This is a genomic window from Stenotrophomonas sp. Steno-Z10-HUANG (assembly GCF_056393075.1).
Window position 1 is genome coordinate 182,193 of sequence record NZ_JBWJPA010000006.1, and the last position, 21,257, is coordinate 203,449.

The following is a 21,257-nucleotide window of genomic DNA, read 5'->3' on the forward strand; positions in this document are numbered from 1 at the left end:
ACCCGCGGGTGCAGCGCTGCGGAAACAACCCACAGCCGGCATTCGCGGGATCTTCCATCGGTCCAAACGGGACCTGCGTTGAATTTAGATCGATTCAAGTAAACCACGGCCCTTTGCCGGACCGCATTCTGCGGCGCACCATCGCCGCCCCCCGCGGGTCATCTGCCCGGCTCCGGCGGCGACGTCGGGCGCGCCCAGGCCCTCTCCCCTTGCCCGTTCGCGGCCGGCGCCAGATGCGGGCAGACGCCCCCCCCTGACAGGGGGCCGGCAGCCCGCGGACCCGCCGCGTCTTATTGCGCAGCAACATGCAGCGGGGAGGGCGCTGTGCTAAAAAAACCGCGTCATTTGTTTAGATCGATCCAAATAGAGATCGACTGGCAATTGCCTGCGACAAGGGAAAACGGACCGGGTCCGTCACTCGATCCATGCACGAAACGCCCCCGGCGCGCCGGGGATGCGTGGCTTCAGAACTTAGATCGATTCAAGTCCTTTCGTACCAGAAGCGGATCCAAATCCAGGAGAGGGAGAGAGTGGAATGAAACAGACATCACGCATGCACGCCCGCAGTTCGCTGTCCGGTGCCATCGCCATCGCATTGGCCGCAGCGGCACTGCCGGTGAGCGCCATTGCCCAGCAGGCGGCCACGCCGGCGCCGGATGCCACCACGCTGGATGCGGTCACCGTCACCGGTTACCGCTATGCCATCGAGAAGAGCCTGCAGCAGAAGCGCGACGCCAACGCGGTGGTCGAAGTCATCACCGCCGAGGACGTCGGCAAGTTCCCCGACAAGAACGTGGCCGACGCGCTGCAGCGCGTGCCGGGCGTGATCATCACCCGCAGCGGCGGCGAGGGTAAGAACGTCAGCGTGCGCGGCCTGTCCTCGGAACTGACCCTGACCGAGTTGAATGGCAACTACATCGCCACCGCAGAATCCAACGGCGACCCGACCCGTTCGTTCAACTACACCCTGCTGCCGTCGAACATGCTGGGCAGCGCCGAGCTGTTCAAGTCGCCGGAAGCGCGCATCGACGAAGGCGGCATCGGTGGCACGGTGATCCTGCACACGCGGCGTCCGCTGGAGATGGAATCCAACACCGGCTTCGTCTCCGTCGAAGGCACCTGGGCCGACACCACCCGCAAGACCGACGGCCAGGCGTCGGCCTCGTACGCCTGGCACGACAAGGACGAGCGCTTCGGCGTGTTCGTCGGCTACACCGACCAGAAGCGCACCACCCGCACCCTGGGCGCCAGCACCGAAAGCTGGCAGTGGTATGGCCGCGACGAAGGCGGCACCGCGGTCGACGTCAACGGCAACCCCTCGAAGTTCAACTCCAACTGGTGGGGCGGCACCGGCTTCTACGACCAGAGCGGCAGGTACTACACCGGCTTCATGATGCCGACCTCGGTGAACCTGGACGTCAAGGAGGAGGAACGCGAGCGCAAGGGCGGCCAGCTGACCCTGCAGTTCAAGCCGCTGGACAACCTGACCCTGACCGCGAACTACTTCCGCTTCGACCTGTCGCAGAACGCCCAGACCCACACCATCAAGGTGCCGGAATGGAACATCGCCCGCTACTGGGGCGACGGCAACTGGGCCGGCGGACGCCTGCTCGACGGGCTGACCCTGGACCCGAGTGGCACCATCGTCACCGGCGCCGATTACAGCCGGCACCCGGGCAAAACCTATTACTGCAGCGAGGAACAGGCCGCAGCAGGCGGCATGGCGCCGGGCGGCTGGGGTTCGGACGACTGCACCGTGCCGACGCCGCAGATCACCGGCAGTTACAACCTGGAAAAGGCGCTGTCGCAGACCGCCGATTTCTCGGCCGAATGGCGTGGCGAGTCGGTCGACATCGCCTTCAAGGGTGGGCGCACCTGGGCCAAGGGCGGCCCGTCGCTGCAGTTCTCGGTGCCGCTCAAGCCACGCAGCCAGAACGCGGACGGCAGCTGGAACCTGGGCAACCTGGCCAGCTCCTGGAACCTGACCGGCACGCCGTCGATGGCGTTCTCGCCGGAACTGATGCAGAACCTGAAGAACGGCATCCTGCAGGTAGACCTCGGCTCGACGGGCTCGTCCTGGACCCGCAACACCACCGAGCAGAAGTACGCGCAGATCGACAGCACCTGGTACAACGACAGTGGCGTCCTCGACTCGCTGCAGTTCGGCGTCAAGTACCGCGACGGCGGCATCCACCGCAGTACCGGCAACAGCTACTGGACCTGCCCGGGCAGCGATCCGGCCGACTACGAGAACCGCTACTGGAACGGCGGCTGCAACGACCTGGCCCAGCAGTTCTCGCCCGACTTCCTGTACGCGATGGGCAACCTGGCCGGCGGCATCAACGCCAGCGCGTTCCCGGCCATCAACTACCCGGCCTACATCGCCTATCTGAACAAGACCTACGGGCCGATGCAGACCCGCAACGAGGACAACTTCGTCTACAACGTGGACGAAAAGATCTACGCCACCTACCTGCAGGCCAACTTCCGTACCGAGCGCCTGCGCGGCAACGTCGGCGTGCGCGTGGTCAGCACCCGCCAGCACGCCGATTCCACGGACAAGGTCACGTCCTACAACGACTACTTCTACGACGACGCCAGCGGCAATCCGCTGGCGTGCCAGGCCGGTGACACGGTACCTGGCGGCGCCCCCGCACGTACCTACTGCGGCACCGAAGGCTATTGGCGGCTCTCCGACAGCGAGGCGCGCACCGAATCGTTCGCGGTCAGCGGGCTGGATCGCAGCTACACCGACGTGCTGCCGAGCTTCAACCTGGCCTATGACCTGACCGACAACCTGCTGCTGCGTGCGGCGGCCTCCAAGGTGATCGCGCGCCCGAGCTACAGCAACATCGCCGCCCCGGGCAGCCTGGAGTACTTCAGCCCCGAGTACGTCAACGACCGCCGCCTCACCGGCGGTGCCGGCGAACAGGGCTGGTACGGCTCGGGCAGCAACAAGAACCTGGAGGCCTACAAGGCCACCCAGTACGACATCGGCCTGGAGTGGTACTTCCAGCCCGGCTCGGTGCTGGGCCTGGGCCTGTTCCGCAAGGACGTCAGCAACTTCTCGGTGCCGGTGGTGCAGGACGTGACCCAGAACGTCGGCGGCCAGACTGTGGTGGTGCAGAACTACTCGACCACCGCCGGCGGCCGCGACGCCGTTTCGCAGGGCGTGGAGTTCTATGCGCAGCACACGCTGGATTTCGGCCTGGGCTTCCAGGCGAACTACACCTGGAACGACACCAACGAAGCCGCCATCACCCTGGAGGACGGCACCGAGATCGGCAAGTCACCGCTGGTCGGCAGCGCCAAAAACCAGGCCAACTTCACCGTGTTCTATGAAGTGGAGAAACTGCTGCTGCGCGCCTCGTGGAACCGTCGCGGCGAAGTGGTGCAGGGCCTGGTCAGCGGCCTGAACCTCTACCAGGAGCCGTACCAGCAGATCGACCTGAATGCGGCCTACAACATCACTCCGGCACTCTCGCTGAGCGCCTCGGTGCTGAACCTGACCCAAGAAGAGTCGCGTACCCACCTGGGCAACGACACCAAGGCCCGCTTCTACTCCAACAACTATGCCGGCCGCGTCATGTATCTCGGCCTGACCTGGAAGTTCTGACCCCTGCCTTCCAGGCACCGACGACGACAGCCGCGCTGGTACAGGCGGCTGTCGTCGTTTGCAGCGCTTGTAGATGCGGGGCTCGCCCCGCATGGGCTTCACCGGAAACGCCCCGTGCGGGGCAAGGCCCGCACCGGCGGACTCCCTGCGTGGATGCGGGGCCTGCCGCGCGTGTGCGGTATTCCGGCAGTTCTCAGGTCAGCGGCGTCATCACGCCCTTGCGGTAGGCCGGGCGCTGCTGCAGGCGCGCGTACCAGCCGGCCAGGTGCGGCAGTTCCGGGCGCTGCACCGGCATCTCGAACCAGGCATACGCGAACGCGCCGAGCGGGATGTCGCCCATCGCGAACGTCTCCCCGGACAGCCACGGTTGCCGCGACAGCTCGGCGTCGGCCAGCGCCAGCAGTTCCCCACAACGCACCAGCGCGGCGTCGATGCGCGCCGCGTCGCGGTCGGCCGGTGCGGTGCGCACCACGCCCCAGAACAGGTCGCGGAAAGCCACGGCGAAGCTGGAGATGGTCCAGTCCATCCACTTCTCGCTCTGCGCGCGCCGCGCCGGATCCTCGGGGTACAGCGTACCCAGCGCGTAGCGCGCCGACAGGTAGCGGACGATGGCGTTGGATTCCCACACCGGCAGGCCATGGTCCTCGATCACCGGTACCAGCCCGTTGGGATTCATCTGCCGGTACTCCGGCGTCTGCGTGCCGCCGAAGGCGCCGCCGACCTCGATCGATTCATACGGCAGGCCGATCTCCTCGGCGCACCACAGCACCTTGCGCACATTGCTGGAATTGTGGCGTCCCCAGATCTTCAGCATTGCGGTTCCCGTCATGGCCGATGCCAGGCGCGCACGATACGCCAGCCCACGTCATGACGGCGTCCGCAGCGGTGCGCCATCAGCCCACGCCCGGCTTGCCGGCCTTGGGCGCGGCCTTGCGCGGCAGCGCACGCACATAGGACGACTTGCCATCCTTCTTCAGCTCGAACAGGCCGATCGCCGCGAGCAGGTCCGAGAGCTTGCCGTACCCGTAGTTGCGCGGATCGAACGAGGCCTGGTTGCCGATCTGGCTGCCCACCGGCCCCAGGTGCGCCCAGCCATCCTCGCCCTCGGCCGCGGTCACCGCGCGACGCAGCATCTTCACCAGGCGCGTGTCGCCGCGCAGCTCCGCGCCGCTCTTGCGCGGGCGCGCCTCCTCGCCCACGTCCGGGCCCACTTCCGGGGTACTGGGGTGCGGCTGCCCCAGCGCCTCGAGGTAGGTGAACTGCGAGCAGGCGTTGACGAACGGATCGGGCGTCTTCTTCTCGCCGAAGCCATATACCTTCACCCCGTCGGTCAGCAGGCGCATCACCAGCGGGGTGAAATCGGCATCGCTGGAAACGATGGCGAAGCCGTCCAGGTTGCGCGCGTAGAGCAGGTCCATCGCATCGATCACCATCGCCATGTCCGAGGCGTTCTTGCCCTTGGAATAGGCGAACTGCTGGATCGGCCGGATCGCGTATTCGTGCAGCACCGACTCCCAGCCCTTCAGCCGCGGGCTCTTCCAGTTGCCATAGGCGCGGCGCACGTTGGCCACGCCGAAGCGCGCCACCTCGGACAGTACTTCGTCGATCTTCGCCGCGGGCGCGTTGTCGGCGTCGATCAGTAGGGCGATGCGCTTCTCCGGATCGGACACGGGGTTGTCTCCATGGCGGTCGATTGGCCCCAGTATCGACCATCGACATGCGCGCGCGCACCCCGTGCGAAGATGGAGGCCGGTTGTCACGCTCTCCAGCCGGCCACGCCCGGCCCCCACCGGAGTAACGCATGCCCCACGACCGCCCTCCCCGGCTGCTGATCATCGGCGGCGGCTTCGCCGGCCTCTGGGCCACACGCGCCCTGGCCACCGCGAAACTGCGCATCACCCTGGTCGACCGCCGCAACCATCACCTGTTCCAGCCGCTGCTGTACCAGGTGGCGACCGCCGGCCTGTCGGCCCCGGACATCGCCGCACCGCTGCGGCACATCCTCGGCCGCCAGCGCAACGTCGAAGTGCGGCTGGGCGAAGTGGAGGCGATCGACAAGCAGCACCGCCAGGTGCGGCTGCGCGACGGCGGCACGCTCGACTACGACCTGCTGCTGGTGGCCAGTGGCGCCACCCACGCCTATTTCGGCAACGACCAATGGGCGCCCGACGCGCCCGGGTTGAAGACGCTGGACGACGCGCTGGCGCTGCGGCGGCGGCTGCTGCTGGCCTTCGAGAAGGCCGAGGCCGAGCCGGATCCGGCAAAGAAGGCGGCATGGCTGAGTTTCGCCATCGTCGGCGGCGGGCCCACCGGCGTCGAGCTGGCCGGCACCCTGGCCGAGATCGCGCGCCACACCCTGCGCAACGAATTCCGCCATATCGATCCGGCGTCAGCGAAAGTGCGCCTGGTCGAGGCCGGGCCGCGGGTGCTGTCCAGCTTCCCGGAAGTGCTGTCGTTGAAGGCGCGCCGGCAACTGGAACGGCTCGGGGTCGACGTGCATACCGGTACGCCGGTGACCGCGATCGACGCACGGGGCTTCCGCCTGGGCCAGGACTTCATCCCCGCCCGTACCGTGGTCTGGGCCGCGGGTGTCGCCGCCTCGCCGCTGGCGCGGACGCTGGACACGCCGCTGGACCGCGCCGGCCGGGTACTGGTGCAACCCGATCTCACCGTGCCCGGCCACCCGGAGATCTTCGTCGCCGGCGACCTGGCCGCGCTGGCCCAGGCCGATGGCCGGCCGGTACCGGGCGTGGCGCCGGCCGCCAAGCAGATGGGCAAGTACGTGGCCGCCGCCATCCACGCGCGGCTGCAGCAGCGTGCGGCACCTCCGCCGTTCCGCTATCGCGACCAGGGCAACCTGGCCACCATCGGGCGCATGGCCGCGATCGTGCACATGGGCCGGCTCAAGCTCTCCGGGCTGCTCGCCTGGTGGTTCTGGCTGGCCGCGCACGTGTTCTTCCTGATCGGCTTCCGCAACCGGCTGGTGGTGCTGCTCAACTGGGCGGTGGCGTACTGGAGCTACCAGCGCGGCGCGCGCATCATCTTCGGCGACGCCGATACCGGCGCCGGTGCCGATCCACCCACGCGGCCGCCGGCGGACTGAGCGCAGCGGGACTACCCCCCGTTGCCGCCGGCGAACTGCTCGAACACCTGCTGGCCGGTCAGCGTCGGCGTCTGGTTGGCCAGCGCATAGAACGGCGGCTTCTCGTCGATGAAGATCTGGCTGGCCAGTTCGAAGGCCTGCTCCTGGAACAGGCCGGCCGAGACGTAGTACGCGCCGTCGGGCACCAAGCGGTAGTAGAGGGTGCTGCCGCAGGTGCCGCAGAACGCGCGCTCGGCCCACTCCGAGGAGCGGAAGGTCGTCAGCGCGGCGCCGCTGAACTGCACCGTGTCGTCACAATGCACGGCGAAGAACGGCCCGCCGGTCCAGCGCCGGCACATGCCGCAGTGGCACAGGCCGATCTGCCCCGCATCGTTGGCCACCACTTCGACCGCACCGCACAGGCAGGTTCCCTTCATCGTCGTCTCCGTTCGTGGATTGCGTCCGCGCAATCTACACCGCGCCGACGCCACGCAGGCCGTCGGCGGTCGCGGTTTGGCAAGACGGCGCCGGCATGCCCGCGCCGGTAGCGGCCAGCGGCAACGAAAAAGCCCGGGTTTCCCCGGGCCTTTCGCATGCCCGCCTGGCGGCGTGGCGATCAGGCGGTGAACAGCGCCTTCATCTTCTTCAGCGCGTTGGCCTCGATCTGGCGGATGCGCTCGGCCGACACGCCGTACTCGTCGGCCAGTTCCTGCAGCGTCACCTTGCTGTCGGCATCGAGCCAGCGGCGGGCGATGATGTCGCGCGAACGCTGGTCCAGGTTGGCCAGGCCCTCGCGCAGCAGCTGCAGCTGGTTTTCCTCGCTGTCCTCGCGCTCGTAGGCCTGCGACGGGTCCTCGTCGCGCGCGACCAGGTACGCCGCCGGCGACGGCGGTGCGTGGTCGTCGTCCTCGTCGGACGGCGCGTCGAAGCCGACGTCGCGACCGGACAGGCGCGACTCCATCTCCATCACTTCGCGCTCGGAGACGTTCAGGTCCCGCGCCACCGCGCTGACCTCGGCCGCGTTCATCCAGCCCAGGCGGGTCTTGGACTTGCGCAGGTTGAAGAACAGCTTGCGCTGCGCCTTGGTCGTGGCGACCTTGACGATGCGCCAGTTCTTGAGGATGAACTCGTGCATCTCGGCACGGATCCAGTGCACCGCGAAGGACACCAGGCGCACGCCCATGTCCGGGTCGAAGCGCTTGACCGCCTTCATCAGGCCGATGTTGCCTTCCTGGATCAGGTCGCCCAGCTGCAGGCCGTAGCCGTTGTAGCCGCGGGCCACGTGCACGACGAAGCGCAGGTGCGAATGCACCAGCTCGCGCGCGGCGTCCAGATCCTGCTCGTCGCGGAAGCGGCGCGCCAGTTCCTGTTCCTCATCGACCGAGAGCACCGGGATCTGGTGCACGGCACCGATGTAGGCATCCAGCGAACCCAGCGCACTGGGAATCGGAAGATTGTTTGCCACAAGGGCAGTGGAGGTGTTCTGGCTCATAGGACCTCATCTTAGCAGTCGAACTATTGGACTGCCCGGTACAGAAAAAGTTCCAGCGTTCTATTTTTGTCGAAAAACAGCCGCGGAAGCACCTCAGAACCTCCCGGTATGGATCAACCGGGAATCAGCCCAGCGTAGCAGGAAGCGGGTCACCGCCACATGACAGCGCAGGGAGCGTTCAGCCACCGGCGAGCTGGGCGTCCAGCGCCGCGCGGGGCGGCAGGCGCCAGTCGATCGGCCGCTGTCCGCGGCGGACCAGGTACTCGTTGGCCTGGGAGAAATGGCGGCAGCCGAGGAAGCCGCGGTGGGCCGACAGCGGCGAGGGATGCGGCGCCTTCAGCACGCGGTGGCGGCGGGTGTCGATGACCTTGCCCTTGGCCTGCGCGTAGCTGCCCCAGAGCAGGAACACCAGGCCTTCGCGCTCGCGGTTGAGGACATCGACCACGTGGTCGGTGAACCCCTCCCAGCCCTTGCCCTGGTGGGCGCCGGCGCGGCCTTCCTCGACCGTCAGCACGGCGTTGAGCAGCAACACCCCCTGCCGCGTCCACGGCAGCAGGCAGCCGTGGTCCGGGCGCTGGAACGGCGGCGCGACGTTGCCGTCGCCTTCCAGCTCCTTGTAGATGTTCAGCAGCGACGGCGGCACCGGCACCCCCGGCATCACCGAAAAGCACAGGCCATGGGCCTGGCCGGCGCCGTGGTACGGGTCCTGGCCGAGCACCACCACCTTCACCTGCTCGAACGGGGTCGCGTCGAACGCGGCGAATATCTGCGGCCCCGGCGGGAACACCCGCGCACCGGCGGCCTTGCGCTGGCGCAGGAAGGCCGCCAGTTCGCGCATGTCAGGGCGCAGCAGCCAGTCGCCAATGCGCGCCTTCCAGCCCGGCTCAAGCTGGATGTTCGGCGCTGCGCTCACAGCGCCACGGCCGGTTGCGCCAGCCGGGTCAGGCGCAGCTGGAACAGCACCTTGGTCACCAGCAGGCGCTCCTCGATCGGCTTCTGCACCAGGTCGTTGGCACCGGCCTGCAGCAGCGCGGACTGGTTGTGCGGGTTGCTGTCGCCGGTCATCACCAGCACCGGCAGGCGGCGCTTGCCGTAACCGAAGTCGATGCGCACGCGCTCGACCACGTCGCGGCCGTTGAGCTCGCCCTTGAGGGTGACGTCGGTGAGCACCAGGTCGATGCGCCGGGTGGTGCGCCCGAGCGACTCGGCGGTCAGCAGCGAAAACGCATCCTCGGCGGTGAGCACGTGCACCACGTGCAGGTCGTGACGCTCGAGCATGCGCTTGGTGGCTTCGGCCACCACCCGGCTGTCCTCGACATACAGCACGGTCGCGCCGGGCACCGGCTCGGGCTGCACGTAGCCGCGGATGAAGGTCGCCAGCGCCTCGTGGCCCAGCGCCTTGTCGAAATAGTCGGTGACGAACTCGTTGAAGCGGCGCTGCTCCAGGTGGCGCTGCGCATCGCCGGATACCACGATCACCGGCACGTAGGCCTGCCCGGCCGCCTCGCGCACGCTGCGCGCCAGCGCCAGGCCATCGCCGTCGGGCAGGGCCAGCGAGGTGGTGACCAGGTGCACCGGGCCGGTCGCCAGCGCCGCGCGCGCTTCCTCGATACCGGCGCAGCCCACCACCTCCACGTCCGGCAGCTCGCGCTGCAGCACATCGGAGATCAGCTTGCGCACCAGTTTTGAGCCATCGACCACCATCACCCGCGGGGCGTCGCTGATCAGATGCTTGAGTTCGTGCGTGGACATGCGCGTGTCAGGTATCGGTCGGGCGAGTCTGCCTGAGGAAGTGCCCGGTCACCAGCCACGCCCCCAGCCACCCCAGGATCACCGTCCCCAGCAGCACCAGCCCCGAATGCAGGGCATCGAGCCCATGCAGGGTGAAGGTACTGCCATAACTGCCGGTCAGCGCGGCCAGCGGCGGGCGCAGGGCCAGGCCGCAGGCGCCCACCAGCGCCAGCGCCAATGCGCCCGCGCCAAGGCCGTACCAGGCGCCCAGGTAGACGAAGGGGCGACGGATGAAGCCGTCGCTGGCGCCGAGCAGCTGCAGCACGCCGATTTCCTCGCGCCGCGCCTGGATGTCCAGCCGCACGGTATTGCCGACCACCAGCACCGCGCCCAGCCCCAGCAGCAGCGACAGCACCTGCACCAGGCGCGTGCCGAAGCCGAGCCAGGCGTCCAGGCGCTGGCGCCACAGTGCGTCGTGCTGGACCAGGTCGGCCTGCGGCAGCGCCTGCAGCGCGCTGGCCAGGGCCATGTCCTGGTCCCCGGCCGGGGTCACGATCAGCAGTGTCGGCAGCGGGTTCTCGCCGAGTGCGTCGATCGCCTCGCCCAGCCCCGCGCTCTGGCGCAGTTCGGCCAGGCCTTCGTCCGGCGTACGCAGCACCACGCCGGCCACGTCGGCACGCGAGCGCAGGCCCGCGGCCACGTCCTGCGCGATGGCGCCGTCGACTTCCGGCTTGAGGAACAGGTTGATGTCGCGCGACTGCTGCACGCTGCCGGCGAACAGCTTCAGGTTGTCCAGCGCGATCGACAGCCCCAGCGGCAGCGCCAGGGCTAGCGCCATCACCGCCACGGTCAGCACCGTCGCCCATGGCTTGCGCAGCGCGCGACCGAGGCTGAAGACCACGCTGTGCAGGTGGTGGGCGAACCACACGCGCAGCCGCGACGGCGCGGGCGTGGCATGCGCGGCGGCCTTGCCCGCGGCGTCCTTGTTGTCCGGATTGCTGCTCATTCGGCCAGGTCCTGCGGCGAGATGTCGTCCACCAGGCGACCGTGGTCCAGGATCAGCACGCGCTTGCGCATGCGCTTGAGCAGCGGCAGGTCGTGGCTGACCACCAGCACGCTGGTGCCGCGCCCGGGTAGTTCGGCGAACAGGGCCATGATCTCCGCGGCCAGGGTCGGGTCGAGGTTGCCGGTCGGCTCGTCGGCCACCAGCAGCCTGGGTTCGGCGACGATCGCGCGGGCGATGCCCACGCGCTGCTGTTCGCCGGCCGACAGCTGCGTGGGCAGCGCCTTCTCGCGATGGCCCAGGCCCATGCGCTCGAGCACCGAGCGCACCCGCTTGCCGGTGTCGGCGCGACGGTCGCCACGCAGGATCAGCGGCAATGCCACGTTCTCGCCGACGCTGCGGTCGATCAGCAGGCGGTGGTCCTGGTGCACCGCACCGACTTCACGGCGGTGCAGCGCCACCTTGCCGCCGCGTACCTTGAGCAGGTTGCGCTCGCCGAACAGCACGGCGCCACGGGTCGGGCGTTCGCTGAGATGGATCAGCTTCAGCAGGGTGCTCTTGCCGGCACCGGAATGGCCGGTGACGAACAGCATCTCGCCGGCCGCCACCTCGAAGCTGACGTCCACCAGCGCCTGGTGGCCGCCCGCATAGTGCTTGCTGACATTGTCGAAACGCAGGACGCTCATGCAGCGATTATGCCGGAGCCGAAGCGCGGCGTGCATCGCGCTGCCGGGCGCGGGCGCGGAACGACAACGGCGCCGGCCAGGCGCCGGCGCGCTCGATCAATCGCCCGACAGCATCCGCCGGATCTTGCGGCCCAGGCGGGTCAGGAACGAGTCGCTGTCATTGCCGGACGCGCGCATCGGCGTGGCCGGCACCTGCACCGGGCCATTGCCGGCCGCAACCGCGGGTGCGGCGACGGCGGCTTCGGCACCCTCGACCGGACGCCCGTGGCGACGACGGCGACGCTTGCGCGGCGCGCGCTCGCCTTCCACCGCGGCCTCCGGCGCGCCTTCGGCACGCGGCGGGCGGGGCGGGCGCGGAGCGGCGGCGGGTTCGGCCGCGGCCGCCCCCTGCTCGCCCTCGACGCGCGGCTTGCGCGGGCCACGCGGCTTGCGATCGCCATCGCGGCGCTCGCCACGGCCGGCGCCGGAACGCCCACCGCTGCGGCCACCACCGCGGCGCTCTTCCTCGGCGGCACGGGCTTCGCGCGCCTCGCGGAAGATCGCGCCGACGCTTTCGTTCTCTTCGCCTTCGCCCTCGGCCGGCGCCGCGCGTTGCGGGCGCGGCAGCGGGGTCAACAGCTCCTTGGTGACCGGCTCGGAGGGAATCTTCTGCTCGATGTAAGCCTCGATGTCCGGCAGGCTCATCGCATAGCGTTCGCAGGCAAAGCTGATCGCGTCGCCCTCCTCGCCCAGCCGCGCGGTGCGGCCGATGCGGTGCACGTAGTCCTCGGCATCGAACGGCAGGTCGTAGTTGTAGACGTACTTGATGCCGTCGATGTGCAGGCCACGCGCGGCCACGTCGGTGGCGACCAGGATTTCCAGCTGGCCCTTCTGGAAGCGGTTGAGCAGGCTCTCGCGCTTCTTCTGCGGCACGTCGCCGGACAGCACGCCGACGCGGTAACCGGCCTTCTCCAGCGCGCGGGCGACGCGCTCGACGAACACCTTGGTGTTGACGAACACCATGGTGCGCGCGCCCTCGCTGCGCGAGAGCAGGCCCAGCAGCAGCGGCAGCTTCTCCTCGTCGGAGGGGAAGTAGATGCGCTGGCGCACACGGTCGGCGGTGATGTTGTCGGTTTCCACCACCAGCTTCTGCGGCTCGTTCATGTGCTCGTAGGCCAGCTCCAGCACGCGATGGCTGAGGGTGGCCGAGAACAGCAGGGTCTGGCGGGTGGTGCGCTCGGGCATGCGCCGCAGCAGGAAGCGGATGTCCTTGATGAAGCCCAGGTCGAACATGCGGTCGGCTTCGTCCAGCACGCAGATCTCGCAGGCATGCAGCGAGACCACCTTGTGCTGCTTGACGTAGTCGATCAGGCGGCCCGGGGTGGCGATGATCACGTCCACGCCCTTCTGCAGCAGCTCGCGCTGCTTGTCGTAGTCGACACCGCCATAGACCAGGGCGAAGCGCAGGCCCGAATCGGAGGCGAACTTCATCGCGTCCTTGTGGATCTGGATGGCCAGCTCGCGGGTCGGCGCCAGGATCAGCGCGCGCGGGTCCTCCGGCTTGCGGTCGGCCAGCGCCGGCCGGCTCAGCAGCCGGTTGATGACCGCCACCAGGAAGGCCAGCGTCTTGCCGGTGCCGGTCTGCGCCTGGCCGGCGACGTCGCCGCCCGGCAGGGCCACCGGCAGGGTCAATGCCTGGATCGGGGTGCAGCGGGTGAATCCGGCTCCCTCGAGTCCGGCCAACAGCGCCGGTTGCAGCTCGAAGGAGGAAAAAGTCACATCAGTCAGCGGTTTGTCGCTCATTATTTGGTCTTGGTAGTGCCAGCCGGCCAGGTTGGCCGGGCGGCTTGCATCGTATCGGGCACCGTCGCACACTGCGGCCCCTGCGCCGGGTCGCGCGACGCAAGGCCAAGCCTTTGGGTCCGCGCAATGCCCCAGTTTAGCGCAATGCGGCAGCCAACCCGGCATGGGCCGTCGCATTGCCCCAGGAGACTCCTCAAGTGAGCGATAAGGTTCTACACGTCGGCGATGCCGATTTCGACGCCGCCGTGCTGCAGTCCGACACCCCGGTGCTGGTGGACTTCTGGGCCGAATGGTGCGGCCCGTGCAAGATGATCTCGCCGGTGCTGGACGAACTGGCCGACGCCTACGACGGCAAGCTGAAGATCGCCAAGCTCAACGTCGACGACAACCGCGCCACCGCGGTCAAGTACCACGTGCGCTCCATCCCGATGCTGCTGCTGTTCAAGGATGGCCAGATCCAGGCCACCCAGATCGGCGCCGTCGGCAAGGGCCAGCTGAGCCAGATGATCGACAAGGCGCTGGCCTGACCCCTCCCCGCCGGCGGCCTGGCCGCCGGCTCCGGGCCGCCCTTACCGCGGCCCAACGGGCGTTTCCCGCCACCTTGCACCGCCGTGCGCGGCGGTGTTAGTGTCGCCGCATCCGGCAGCGTTCGCCTGCCGCACCCTCCGGCCGGGTTCTCGTCCGGATCATTCCCAACCAGTTCGCCGCCCTGTCAGGCGCTCGCACGTCAGCGAGAGGAATCAAGCACTTGTCCGAGAACACTCCTTCCGAAACCGGGAGCGCCGACGCGCCCGTCGAGAAGCGCGTGCGCAAGCCGCGTGTCGCCAAGGCCGCCGAGGCCGCCGACAGCAGCAGCCCCGCTTCCCCCCCGGCCCAGTCCGCCCTGCCGCTGCCGGCCGGCGACAGTTCCCCCGCTCCTGCGGCCCCGGGCCCCGGCAACGACGCACCGGCGCCCGCGCCGGCCGGCAACCCGTCCGCCGGCCAGGAGGGTGGCGAGGCGCGCGGCGGCGACGGCAACAACAACGCCCAGCGCCACGGCCAGCAGAACCCGCAGAACCAGCAAGGCCAGGGTCAGGGCCAGGGCAATCGCCGCGACCGCTTCCGCAACCGCCGTGAGCGCAACCGCGACCGCTTCCGCGACGACGGCCTGCCCGGCGACAACGGCAACGAGACCTTCGTACCGCGCCCGCACCCCTCGGTGCCGGAAGGCTTCCCGGTCTATTCGCTGAGCGATCTGAAGAAGATGCCGGCGCACAAGCTGCTGGAAATCGCCGAGCAGCTGCAGATCACCGACGGCGTGGCCCGTGCCCGCAAGCAGGACGTGATCTTCGCCCTGCTCAAGGTGCTGACCCGCCATGGCGAGGGCGTGGCCGCCGATGGCGTGCTGGAAATCCTGCCCGACGGCTTCGGCTTCCTGCGCGCCGCCGAGGCCAGCTACCTGGCCGGCCCGGACGACACCTACATCTCGCCCAGCCAGATCCGCCGCTTCAACCTGCGCACCGGCGACCACATCGCCGGCCGCATCCGCTTCCCGAAGGACGGCGAGCGCTACTTCGCGCTGAACATCGTCGACACCATCAACGGCGAGCCGATCGAAGCGTCGAAGAACAAGGTGCTGTTCGAGAACCTGACCCCGCTGTTCCCGCGCAAGCGCTTCACCCTGGAACGCGGCAACGGCTCTTCCGAAGACATCACCGGCCGCATCCTCGACCTGATGGCGCCGCAGGGCAAGGGCCAGCGCGCGCTGATCGTCTCCCCGCCCAAGGCGGGCAAGACGATGATGATGCAGCAGATCGCCACGGCCATCACCACCAACCACCCGGAAGTGCACCTGATCGTGCTGCTGGTGGACGAGCGCCCGGAAGAAGTGACCGAAATGCAGCGCACGGTGCGCGGCGAAGTGGTCTCCTCGACCTTCGACGAGCCGGCCGCACGCCACGTGCAGGTGGCCGAAATGGTGATCGAGCGCGCCAAGCGCCTGGTCGAGCACAAGAAGGACGTGGTGATCCTGCTGGACTCGATCACCCGCCTGGCCCGCGCCTACAACAACGTCGTGCCCAGCTCCGGCAAGGTGCTGACCGGCGGCGTCGACGCCAACGCCCTGCACCGCCCGAAGCGCTTCTTCGGCGCCGCGCGCAACGTCGAGGAGGGCGGCTCGCTGACCATCATCGCCACCGCGCTGGTGGAAACCGGCTCGAAGATGGACGAGGTGATCTACGAGGAGTTCAAGGGCACCGGCAACAGCGAAGTGCACCTGAACCGCCGCATCACCGAGAAGCGCGTGTACCCGGCCATCGACATCAACCGTTCCGGCACCCGCCGCGAAGACCTGCTGATCGAGCCGGAGCTGCTGCAGAAGATCTGGATCCTGCGCAAGCTGCTGCACCCGATGGACGAAATCGCGGCGATGGAATTCCTGCTGGACAAGATGAAGAACACCAAGTCCAACGACGAGTTCTTCGGTTCGATGAAGCGCTGATCCCCCGCCGGATCGGCTGTAACGAAAAAGCCCCGCGAACGCGGGGCTTTTTCGTGGCGGATGCAGCCGGCGCGCTCAGCCTTCCAGCGGCGTCAGCAGCTTCGGTCCGCCACCGCGGCCGGCCATGTAGACGCCACCATCAGCCAGTGCGTCCGAGCCGTTCTCCCAGTCCTCGTCGCTGATCCATGGCGCGCGTTCGCGCGGTCCGGGGATGTAGGCCTGCCACGTGCCGTACTCGTCCGGCATCGATCGGCCCTGGTCGACCACCGCATAGCGCACCGGCACGCGCACGTTCCAGTGCGGCGCGTCCACGTCCTTGCCTTCGACCGGAACGCGGAACTCCCACTTGCGCGCCGCGGCCAGCGCATTGCCGCCCAGCACCTGGCGGAACCGGCGCATCTGGCCTTCGCTGGCCACCACGGTCATGTTGACCTGTTCCACGTATGCATCCTCGACGCGGCCATCGCGCCCGACCCTGACGACCAGGTAGACATTGCCCTGCGCCCCCACCTCGTACATCGAACGCGGGTAGCTTGGCGGCGTCATCTTCAAGGCGGTGACCGCGCTCCTGCTTTGCGGATCGTAGGCCTCGAAAGTTGCGCTGCGGATGGCCACCTGGGTGCCGCCGTCTTCCAGCCTCTTGCCGACCAGGCGCAGCATCAACGGCGAACGCGCGGCAACCGGCTTGCCGTCGCGGACCACCGGCACGAAGGTCCAGCCCATCACCGAGCTGCGCACGAAACGGGACAGCTCCGCGCTCAGCCGGTCCTGCTGGTCCAACCGCACCGCTTCCACGCTGCCATCGGGCGCGATGTCGATCTGCCCGGACAGCTGCATGGCCATCTCGGCCTGCTTGCGCACGGCCCCGGGCCCGGCGGCCGACGCGGCAACGGCCACCAACAGCAACGCGGCCAGCACGGCCCCGCGACGCAACGACTTCAGCATGACGCTCTCCCTGCCCTCCATGTCCAGGACGCGACTGTAGCGCTTCCGGCGGCGATGTTCACGCCAGCCGCAGTGCGCGTGGGTAGGGCGGGGTATCGGGGAATTCGCCGCGGGCGAAGGCGGCCTGCAGGCCGCGCCACCAGCGCGGATCGAACAGTTCCCCGTGCGCCTCGCGCACCGCCTCCATCAGCGGCCGCGGCAGGCCCATGAACAACGGGAAGCGCTCGGGAAACACGTCGTTGGGCGCGACGTGGAACCACGGCTCGGCGGCCAGGGCTTCGGCGGCATCGCGTGGCTGCGGCCACTCGCGGAACGTGCAGTCGCTGACCCGGCACAGCTCGTCGTAGTCGTAGAACACCACGCGGCCGTGGCGCGAGACGCCGAAGTTCTTCAGCAGCATGTCGCCGGGGAAGATGTCGTTGCGCGCCATGTCGGTGATGGCCTGCGCATAGTCGAGCGCCGCCGCGCGCGCGGCCTGCGGGGTCTGTTCGCGCAGGTACAGGTTGAGCGGGCGGAACCGCCGCTGCACGTAGCACAGCGATATCACCAGGTCATCGCCCTCGACCCGCACGCTGCGCGCGCAGCTCTCCAGCAGCTCCTGGCGCAGCGCCGGGGCGAAGCGCGCCAGCGGGAAGCGCAGGTGGCGGTACGGCTGCGCATCCAGCAGCCGGCCGATGCGGTCCAGGTTGAACACCAGCGCGTAGCGGTCCTCCACGTCCTGGCGGCTGACTGTCTTGGGCCAGGCGAAGCGGTCGCGGATCAGCTTGAACACCAGCGGGTAGCTGGGCAGGGTGAACACCGCCATCACCATGCCCGGGGTGCCCTCCGCCGGTACCAGGCGCTCGTCCGGATGCTGCTGGAAGTGGCGGAAGAAGGTGCGGTAGCGCTCGGTCTTGCCCTGCTTGGCGCGGCCCAGCACGGTGTAGATCTCGTCCACCGGCTTGCCGGGCAGCAGGCTGCGCAGGAACACCACCGCATCGGCGACGGTGGGCAGGTCGGCCTGGAAATAGCTGCGCGACACGCCGAACAGGTGGGCCACGTCGCGGCGCCGGCTCAGCACCGCCTCCGCGCGCAGGCCGTCGTCGCCGTCGTTGACCAGCGCGATCACGCAGGGCGAGAAGCGGTGCTCGCCGAACACGCGCCCGACCAGATAGGCGCGGCGCTCGCGGTAGAACACGGTATCGAGCAGTTCGATGGCGCGCACCGGGTTCGGCCCCCAGTGCGCCAGGTCGTCCTGCAGGCGCACGGCGATGGCCGCGGCGCAGCGCAGGCGGTGCCGGTAGGGCACGTCGAAACGGTAGTCGGCCAGCACGCGCTCGAAGGCCTCGGCCGGACGCGCCTCGGAAACGGTATAGACATGGCGCGCCACCGGATGGGTGATGGCATCGGACGGCTCGATCTCCAGTGCCATGAACTCGATGGCATCGTCCACCCCGCGGGTGGCGAACAGGCGCCGGGTCAGGGTGTTGTAGAAGGTCTTGTACAGCTCGCCGTCGATCTGCCCTTCCACCAGCGCGGCGAAGGCCGTGCGTACCCGGGCCCACGCATCGCGGCCGGGCCGGCTGCCCGCGATCGCCTGCAGGCGCGCCATGCACTCGCCGACGCACAGGTCGTAGAGCGCGATGCGCTCGACCGCGTCCTGGCGCGCCGCCGCCCAGTCGCGCTGCTCGAAGCGCCCGCGCGCGCGCCGGGTGATGGCAGCGAAGCGGGCGTGGTAGTCCTCGAAGCCGTCGCGGATGCAGCGGGCGATGGCGTGGGCGGATTCGGTGGCAGGCATCGGCAGTGGAGAGTCGGGGGCGCCGGCCACCACCCTACCGCACCGCGCCAGCGCGCGTGTCCCGGCCACCGCCGCGCAGGCAACCGGGGTGGCCGGCCGCCAGCGCGCGGCCGCCCGCCGCGTTGCGGGGATGCGCGGCACCATGAAACACGAAGCCCGCATCGCGCGGCGATGCGGGCTTCGGCTCAAACGGCCGTGGCGGCTGCGATCAGAGCGCGGCCAGCGCGGCGTTGAGGGTCGCGCTCGGGCGCATCGCGCGGCGGGTCCTGCCTAGGTCCGGGCGGTAGTAGCCGCCGATGTCCACGGCCTTGCCCTGCACCGCGACCAGTTCCTCGACGATCTTCTGCTCGTTGTCGGCCAGCGCCCTGGCCAGCGGCGCGAACCTGGCCTTCAGCGCGGCGTCCTCGTCCTGCGCGGCCAGCGCCTGCGCCCAGTACATGGCCAGGTAGAAGTGGCTGCCGCGGTTGTCGATGGTGCCGAGCTTGCGGCCCGGCGAGCGGTCGTTGTCGAGGAACATGCCGTTGGCCTGGTCCAGCGCCTTGGCCAGCACCGCGGCGGCGGTGTTGTCGTAGCGCTGGGCCAGGTGTTCCAGCGAGGCGGCCAGGGCCAGGAACTCGCCCAGCGAATCCCAGCGCAGGTAGTCCTCCTCGACGAACTGCTGCACGTGCTTGGGTGCCGAACCGCCGGCGCCGGTCTCGAACAGGCCGCCACCGGCCATCAGCGGCACGATCGACAGCATCTTGGCGCTGGTGCCCAGCTCCAGGATCGGGAACAGGTCGGTCAGGTAGTCGCGCAGCACGTTGCCGGTCACCGAGATGGTGTCCTGGCCCTTACGGATGCGCTCCAGCGAGAACTTCGTCGCTTCCACCGGCGACAGGATGCGGATGTCCAGGCCCTGGGTATCGTGGTCCTTCAGGTACTTCTCGACCTTGGCGATCACCTGCGCGTCATGCGCGCGGTTGGCGTCCAGCCAGAACACGGCCGGGGTGTTGCTCAGGCGCGCGCGGCTGACGGCCAGCTTGACCCAGTCCTGGATCGGCGCGTCCTTGGTCTGGCACATGCGCCAGATGTCACCGGCCTCGACCCTGTGCTCGAACACCACGTTGCCGGCGTCGTCGCTGACGCGCACGGTGCCGTCGGCCGGGATCTGGAAGGTCTTGTCGTGGCTGCCGTACTCCTCGGCCTTCTGCGCCATCAGCCCGACGTTGGGCACGCTGCCCATGGTCGCCGGGTCGAACGCGCCATGCGCCTTGCAGTCCTCGATCACCGCCTGGTAGACGCCGGCGTAGCAGCGGTCCGGGATCAGCGCCTTGGTGTCCTGCAGCTTGCCCTCGGCGTTCCACATGCGGCCGGAGTCGCGGATCATTGCCGGCATCGAGGCGTCGACGATCACGTCGCTGGGCACGTGCAGGTTGGTGATGCCCTTGTCGGAGTTGACCATCGCCACCGCCGGGCGCCGGGCGTACTCGGCGGCGATGTCGGCCTTGATCGCCTCCTGGGTGGCTTCCGGCAGCGACGGCAGCCGCGCGTACAGGTCGCCGATGCCGTTGTTCGGGTCGAAGCCGGCCTGCCTGAGCTCGGCGGCGTACTTGCCCAGCACGTCCTTGTAGAACTCCTCGACCACCACGCCGAACATGATCGGGTCGGAGACCTTCATCATGGTCGCCTTCAGGTGCAGCGAGAACAGCACGCCCTGGGCGCGGGCGTCGGCGATCTGCGCGGCGACGAACGCGGCCAGCGCGCGGCGCGACATCACCGAGGCATCGACGATCTCGCCGGCCTTGACCGCGGTCTTCTCCTTGAGCACCACGGTCCGGCCATCGTCCTGCACCAGCTCGATCTTCAGGCTGCCGGCGGCGGCCAGCGTGGCCGACTTCTCGCTGCCGTAGAAATCACCGTCGTCCATGTGCGCCACGTGCGACTTCGAGTCGCTGCTCCACGCGCCCATGCGGTGCGGGTGCTTGCGCGCGTAGTTCTTGACCGACAGCGGCGCACGGCGGTCCGAGTTGCCTTCGCGCAGCACCGGGTTCACCGCACTGCCCTTGACCTTGTCGTAGCGCGCCTTGATGTCGCGGGCGACATCGTCGGCCGGCGCGTCCGGGTAGTTCGGCAGCGCGTAGCCCTGGTCCTGCAGCTCCTTGATCGCGGCCTTGAGCTGCGGCACCGAGGCGCTGATGTTGGGCAGCTTGATGATGTTGGCTTCCGGCCGGGTCGCCAGCTCGCCGAGCTCGGCCAGGTCGTCGCTGATCTTCTGCCCGTCCTGCAGGTAGTCCGGGAACTGCGACAGGATGCGGCCGGAAAGCGAGATGTCGCGGGTCTCCACCGCGATGCCGGCGGTGGTGGCATACGCATCGATGATCGGCAGCAGCGACTGCGTCGCCAGGAACGGGGCTTCGTCGGTGAGCGTGTAGATGATCTTCGGCGTATCGGACATGGGGGATGGTTTCCGTCGGAAGTAAATGCGGGTAGTCAGCACTGCATTGTCGCGCGTCGCGACGGTTCGGGCAAAACGGGCCGGTACGGTTGCGGCAGTGCGCCGCCGCGCCGGCACATGGCATCGGCGCATGGGGCGGGCATCCGCCGGACGCGTGGCGACGCGGCGCGGGCGCCCAGCGATGCCGACGCCGCGCTGGCACGGCCACCGCGCATGCGGTCATAAAAAAG

Annotated in this window: 16 protein-coding genes; 4 read left to right on the forward strand and 12 right to left on the reverse strand. The window is 68.9% G+C overall.

From position 1 onward, the window contains the following. Positions 1–535: 535 nt before the first annotated feature. Complete coding sequence (locus AC06E6_RS10380; protein WP_240212847.1) at positions 536–3,616, forward strand: TonB-dependent receptor; 3,081 nt, start codon at positions 536–538, stop codon at positions 3,614–3,616. A gap of 193 nt (positions 3,617–3,809) precedes the next feature. Here the strand turns inward: AC06E6_RS10380 and AC06E6_RS10385 are convergent, their stop codons facing one another. Next, positions 3,810–4,430 carry a glutathione S-transferase family protein gene (locus AC06E6_RS10385; RefSeq protein ID WP_161615367.1) on the reverse strand — a complete coding sequence of 207 codons (621 nt, stop codon included), beginning with the start codon at positions 4,428–4,430 and terminating at the stop codon, positions 3,810–3,812. Between the two features lie 79 nt (positions 4,431–4,509). Next, a complete protein-coding gene (locus AC06E6_RS10390; protein WP_240212846.1) occupies positions 4,510–5,286 on the reverse strand; it encodes an NYN domain-containing protein in 777 nt (258 codons plus the stop codon). A 131-nt stretch (positions 5,287–5,417) separates the two neighbouring features. Between AC06E6_RS10390 and AC06E6_RS10395 the strand changes: the two genes are divergently transcribed. Beyond that, on the forward strand, positions 5,418–6,719 hold the full coding sequence (locus AC06E6_RS10395) for an NAD(P)/FAD-dependent oxidoreductase (protein WP_240212845.1): 1,302 nt from the start codon (positions 5,418–5,420) through the stop codon (positions 6,717–6,719). Positions 6,720–6,730: 11 nt separating this feature from the next. Here AC06E6_RS10395 and AC06E6_RS10400 read toward each other — a convergent pair whose 3' ends face one another. The 7 genes from AC06E6_RS10400 to rhlB all read right to left on the reverse strand — a co-directional run bounded on the left by AC06E6_RS10400 (position 6,731) and on the right by rhlB (position 13,392). After that, entirely contained in the window at positions 6,731–7,135 is a 405-nt protein-coding gene (locus AC06E6_RS10400; protein WP_240212844.1) for a GFA family protein, read from the reverse strand. Between the two features lie 179 nt (positions 7,136–7,314). Continuing rightward, positions 7,315–8,190: an RNA polymerase sigma factor RpoH gene (rpoH, locus tag AC06E6_RS10405; protein ID WP_054661518.1), complete on the reverse strand. Its 876-nt coding sequence runs from the start codon at positions 8,188–8,190 to the stop codon at positions 7,315–7,317. Between the two features lie 178 nt (positions 8,191–8,368). Then, positions 8,369–9,103, reverse strand: coding sequence for a uracil-DNA glycosylase (gene ung / locus AC06E6_RS10410; protein WP_161615371.1), 735 nt, complete (start codon positions 9,101–9,103; stop codon positions 8,369–8,371). After that, complete coding sequence (locus AC06E6_RS10415) at positions 9,100–9,942, reverse strand: response regulator (protein WP_104937818.1); 843 nt, start codon at positions 9,940–9,942, stop codon at positions 9,100–9,102. Before AC06E6_RS10415 ends, ung begins: the two co-directional genes overlap by 4 nt. A gap of 7 nt (positions 9,943–9,949) precedes the next feature. After that, on the reverse strand, positions 9,950–10,927 hold the full coding sequence (gene ftsX / locus AC06E6_RS10420) for a permease-like cell division protein FtsX (RefSeq protein WP_478061231.1): 978 nt from the start codon (positions 10,925–10,927) through the stop codon (positions 9,950–9,952). Continuing rightward, positions 10,924–11,610, reverse strand: a complete 687-nt coding sequence (locus AC06E6_RS10425) for a cell division ATP-binding protein FtsE (protein WP_054661506.1) — start codon at positions 11,608–11,610, stop codon at positions 10,924–10,926. The genes ftsX and AC06E6_RS10425 overlap by 4 nt, the downstream gene beginning before the upstream one ends. Before the next feature lie 96 nt (positions 11,611–11,706). Beyond that, complete coding sequence (gene rhlB, locus AC06E6_RS10430; RefSeq protein ID WP_313249955.1) at positions 11,707–13,392, reverse strand: ATP-dependent RNA helicase RhlB; 1,686 nt, start codon at positions 13,390–13,392, stop codon at positions 11,707–11,709. Positions 13,393–13,589: 197 nt separating this feature from the next. On the opposite strand from rhlB, the gene trxA reads away from it, so the two are divergent. Both trxA and rho read left to right on the forward strand, forming a co-directional pair. Then, the gene (gene trxA, locus AC06E6_RS10435) at positions 13,590–13,919 is read left to right on the forward strand and encodes a thioredoxin TrxA (RefSeq protein WP_054661500.1); all 330 of its coding nucleotides are present in this window, start codon (positions 13,590–13,592) and stop codon (positions 13,917–13,919) included. 221 nt (positions 13,920–14,140) lie between these two features. Beyond that, positions 14,141–15,871: a transcription termination factor Rho gene (gene rho, locus AC06E6_RS10440; protein ID WP_312347718.1), complete on the forward strand. Its 1,731-nt coding sequence runs from the start codon at positions 14,141–14,143 to the stop codon at positions 15,869–15,871. Between the two features lie 75 nt (positions 15,872–15,946). Here rho and AC06E6_RS10445 read toward each other — a convergent pair whose 3' ends face one another. The 3 genes from AC06E6_RS10445 to AC06E6_RS10455 form a co-directional block, all read right to left on the reverse strand. Next, positions 15,947–16,816, reverse strand: a complete 870-nt coding sequence (locus tag AC06E6_RS10445; RefSeq protein ID WP_478061234.1) for an energy transducer TonB — start codon at positions 16,814–16,816, stop codon at positions 15,947–15,949. Between the two features lie 58 nt (positions 16,817–16,874). Continuing rightward, positions 16,875–18,593 carry a bifunctional isocitrate dehydrogenase kinase/phosphatase gene (gene aceK / locus AC06E6_RS10450; protein ID WP_478061235.1) on the reverse strand — a complete coding sequence of 573 codons (1,719 nt, stop codon included), beginning with the start codon at positions 18,591–18,593 and terminating at the stop codon, positions 16,875–16,877. Positions 18,594–18,801: 208 nt separating this feature from the next. After that, a complete protein-coding gene (locus tag AC06E6_RS10455; protein WP_313232187.1) occupies positions 18,802–21,027 on the reverse strand; it encodes an NADP-dependent isocitrate dehydrogenase in 2,226 nt (741 codons plus the stop codon). Between the last annotated feature and the right edge of the window lie 230 nt (positions 21,028–21,257).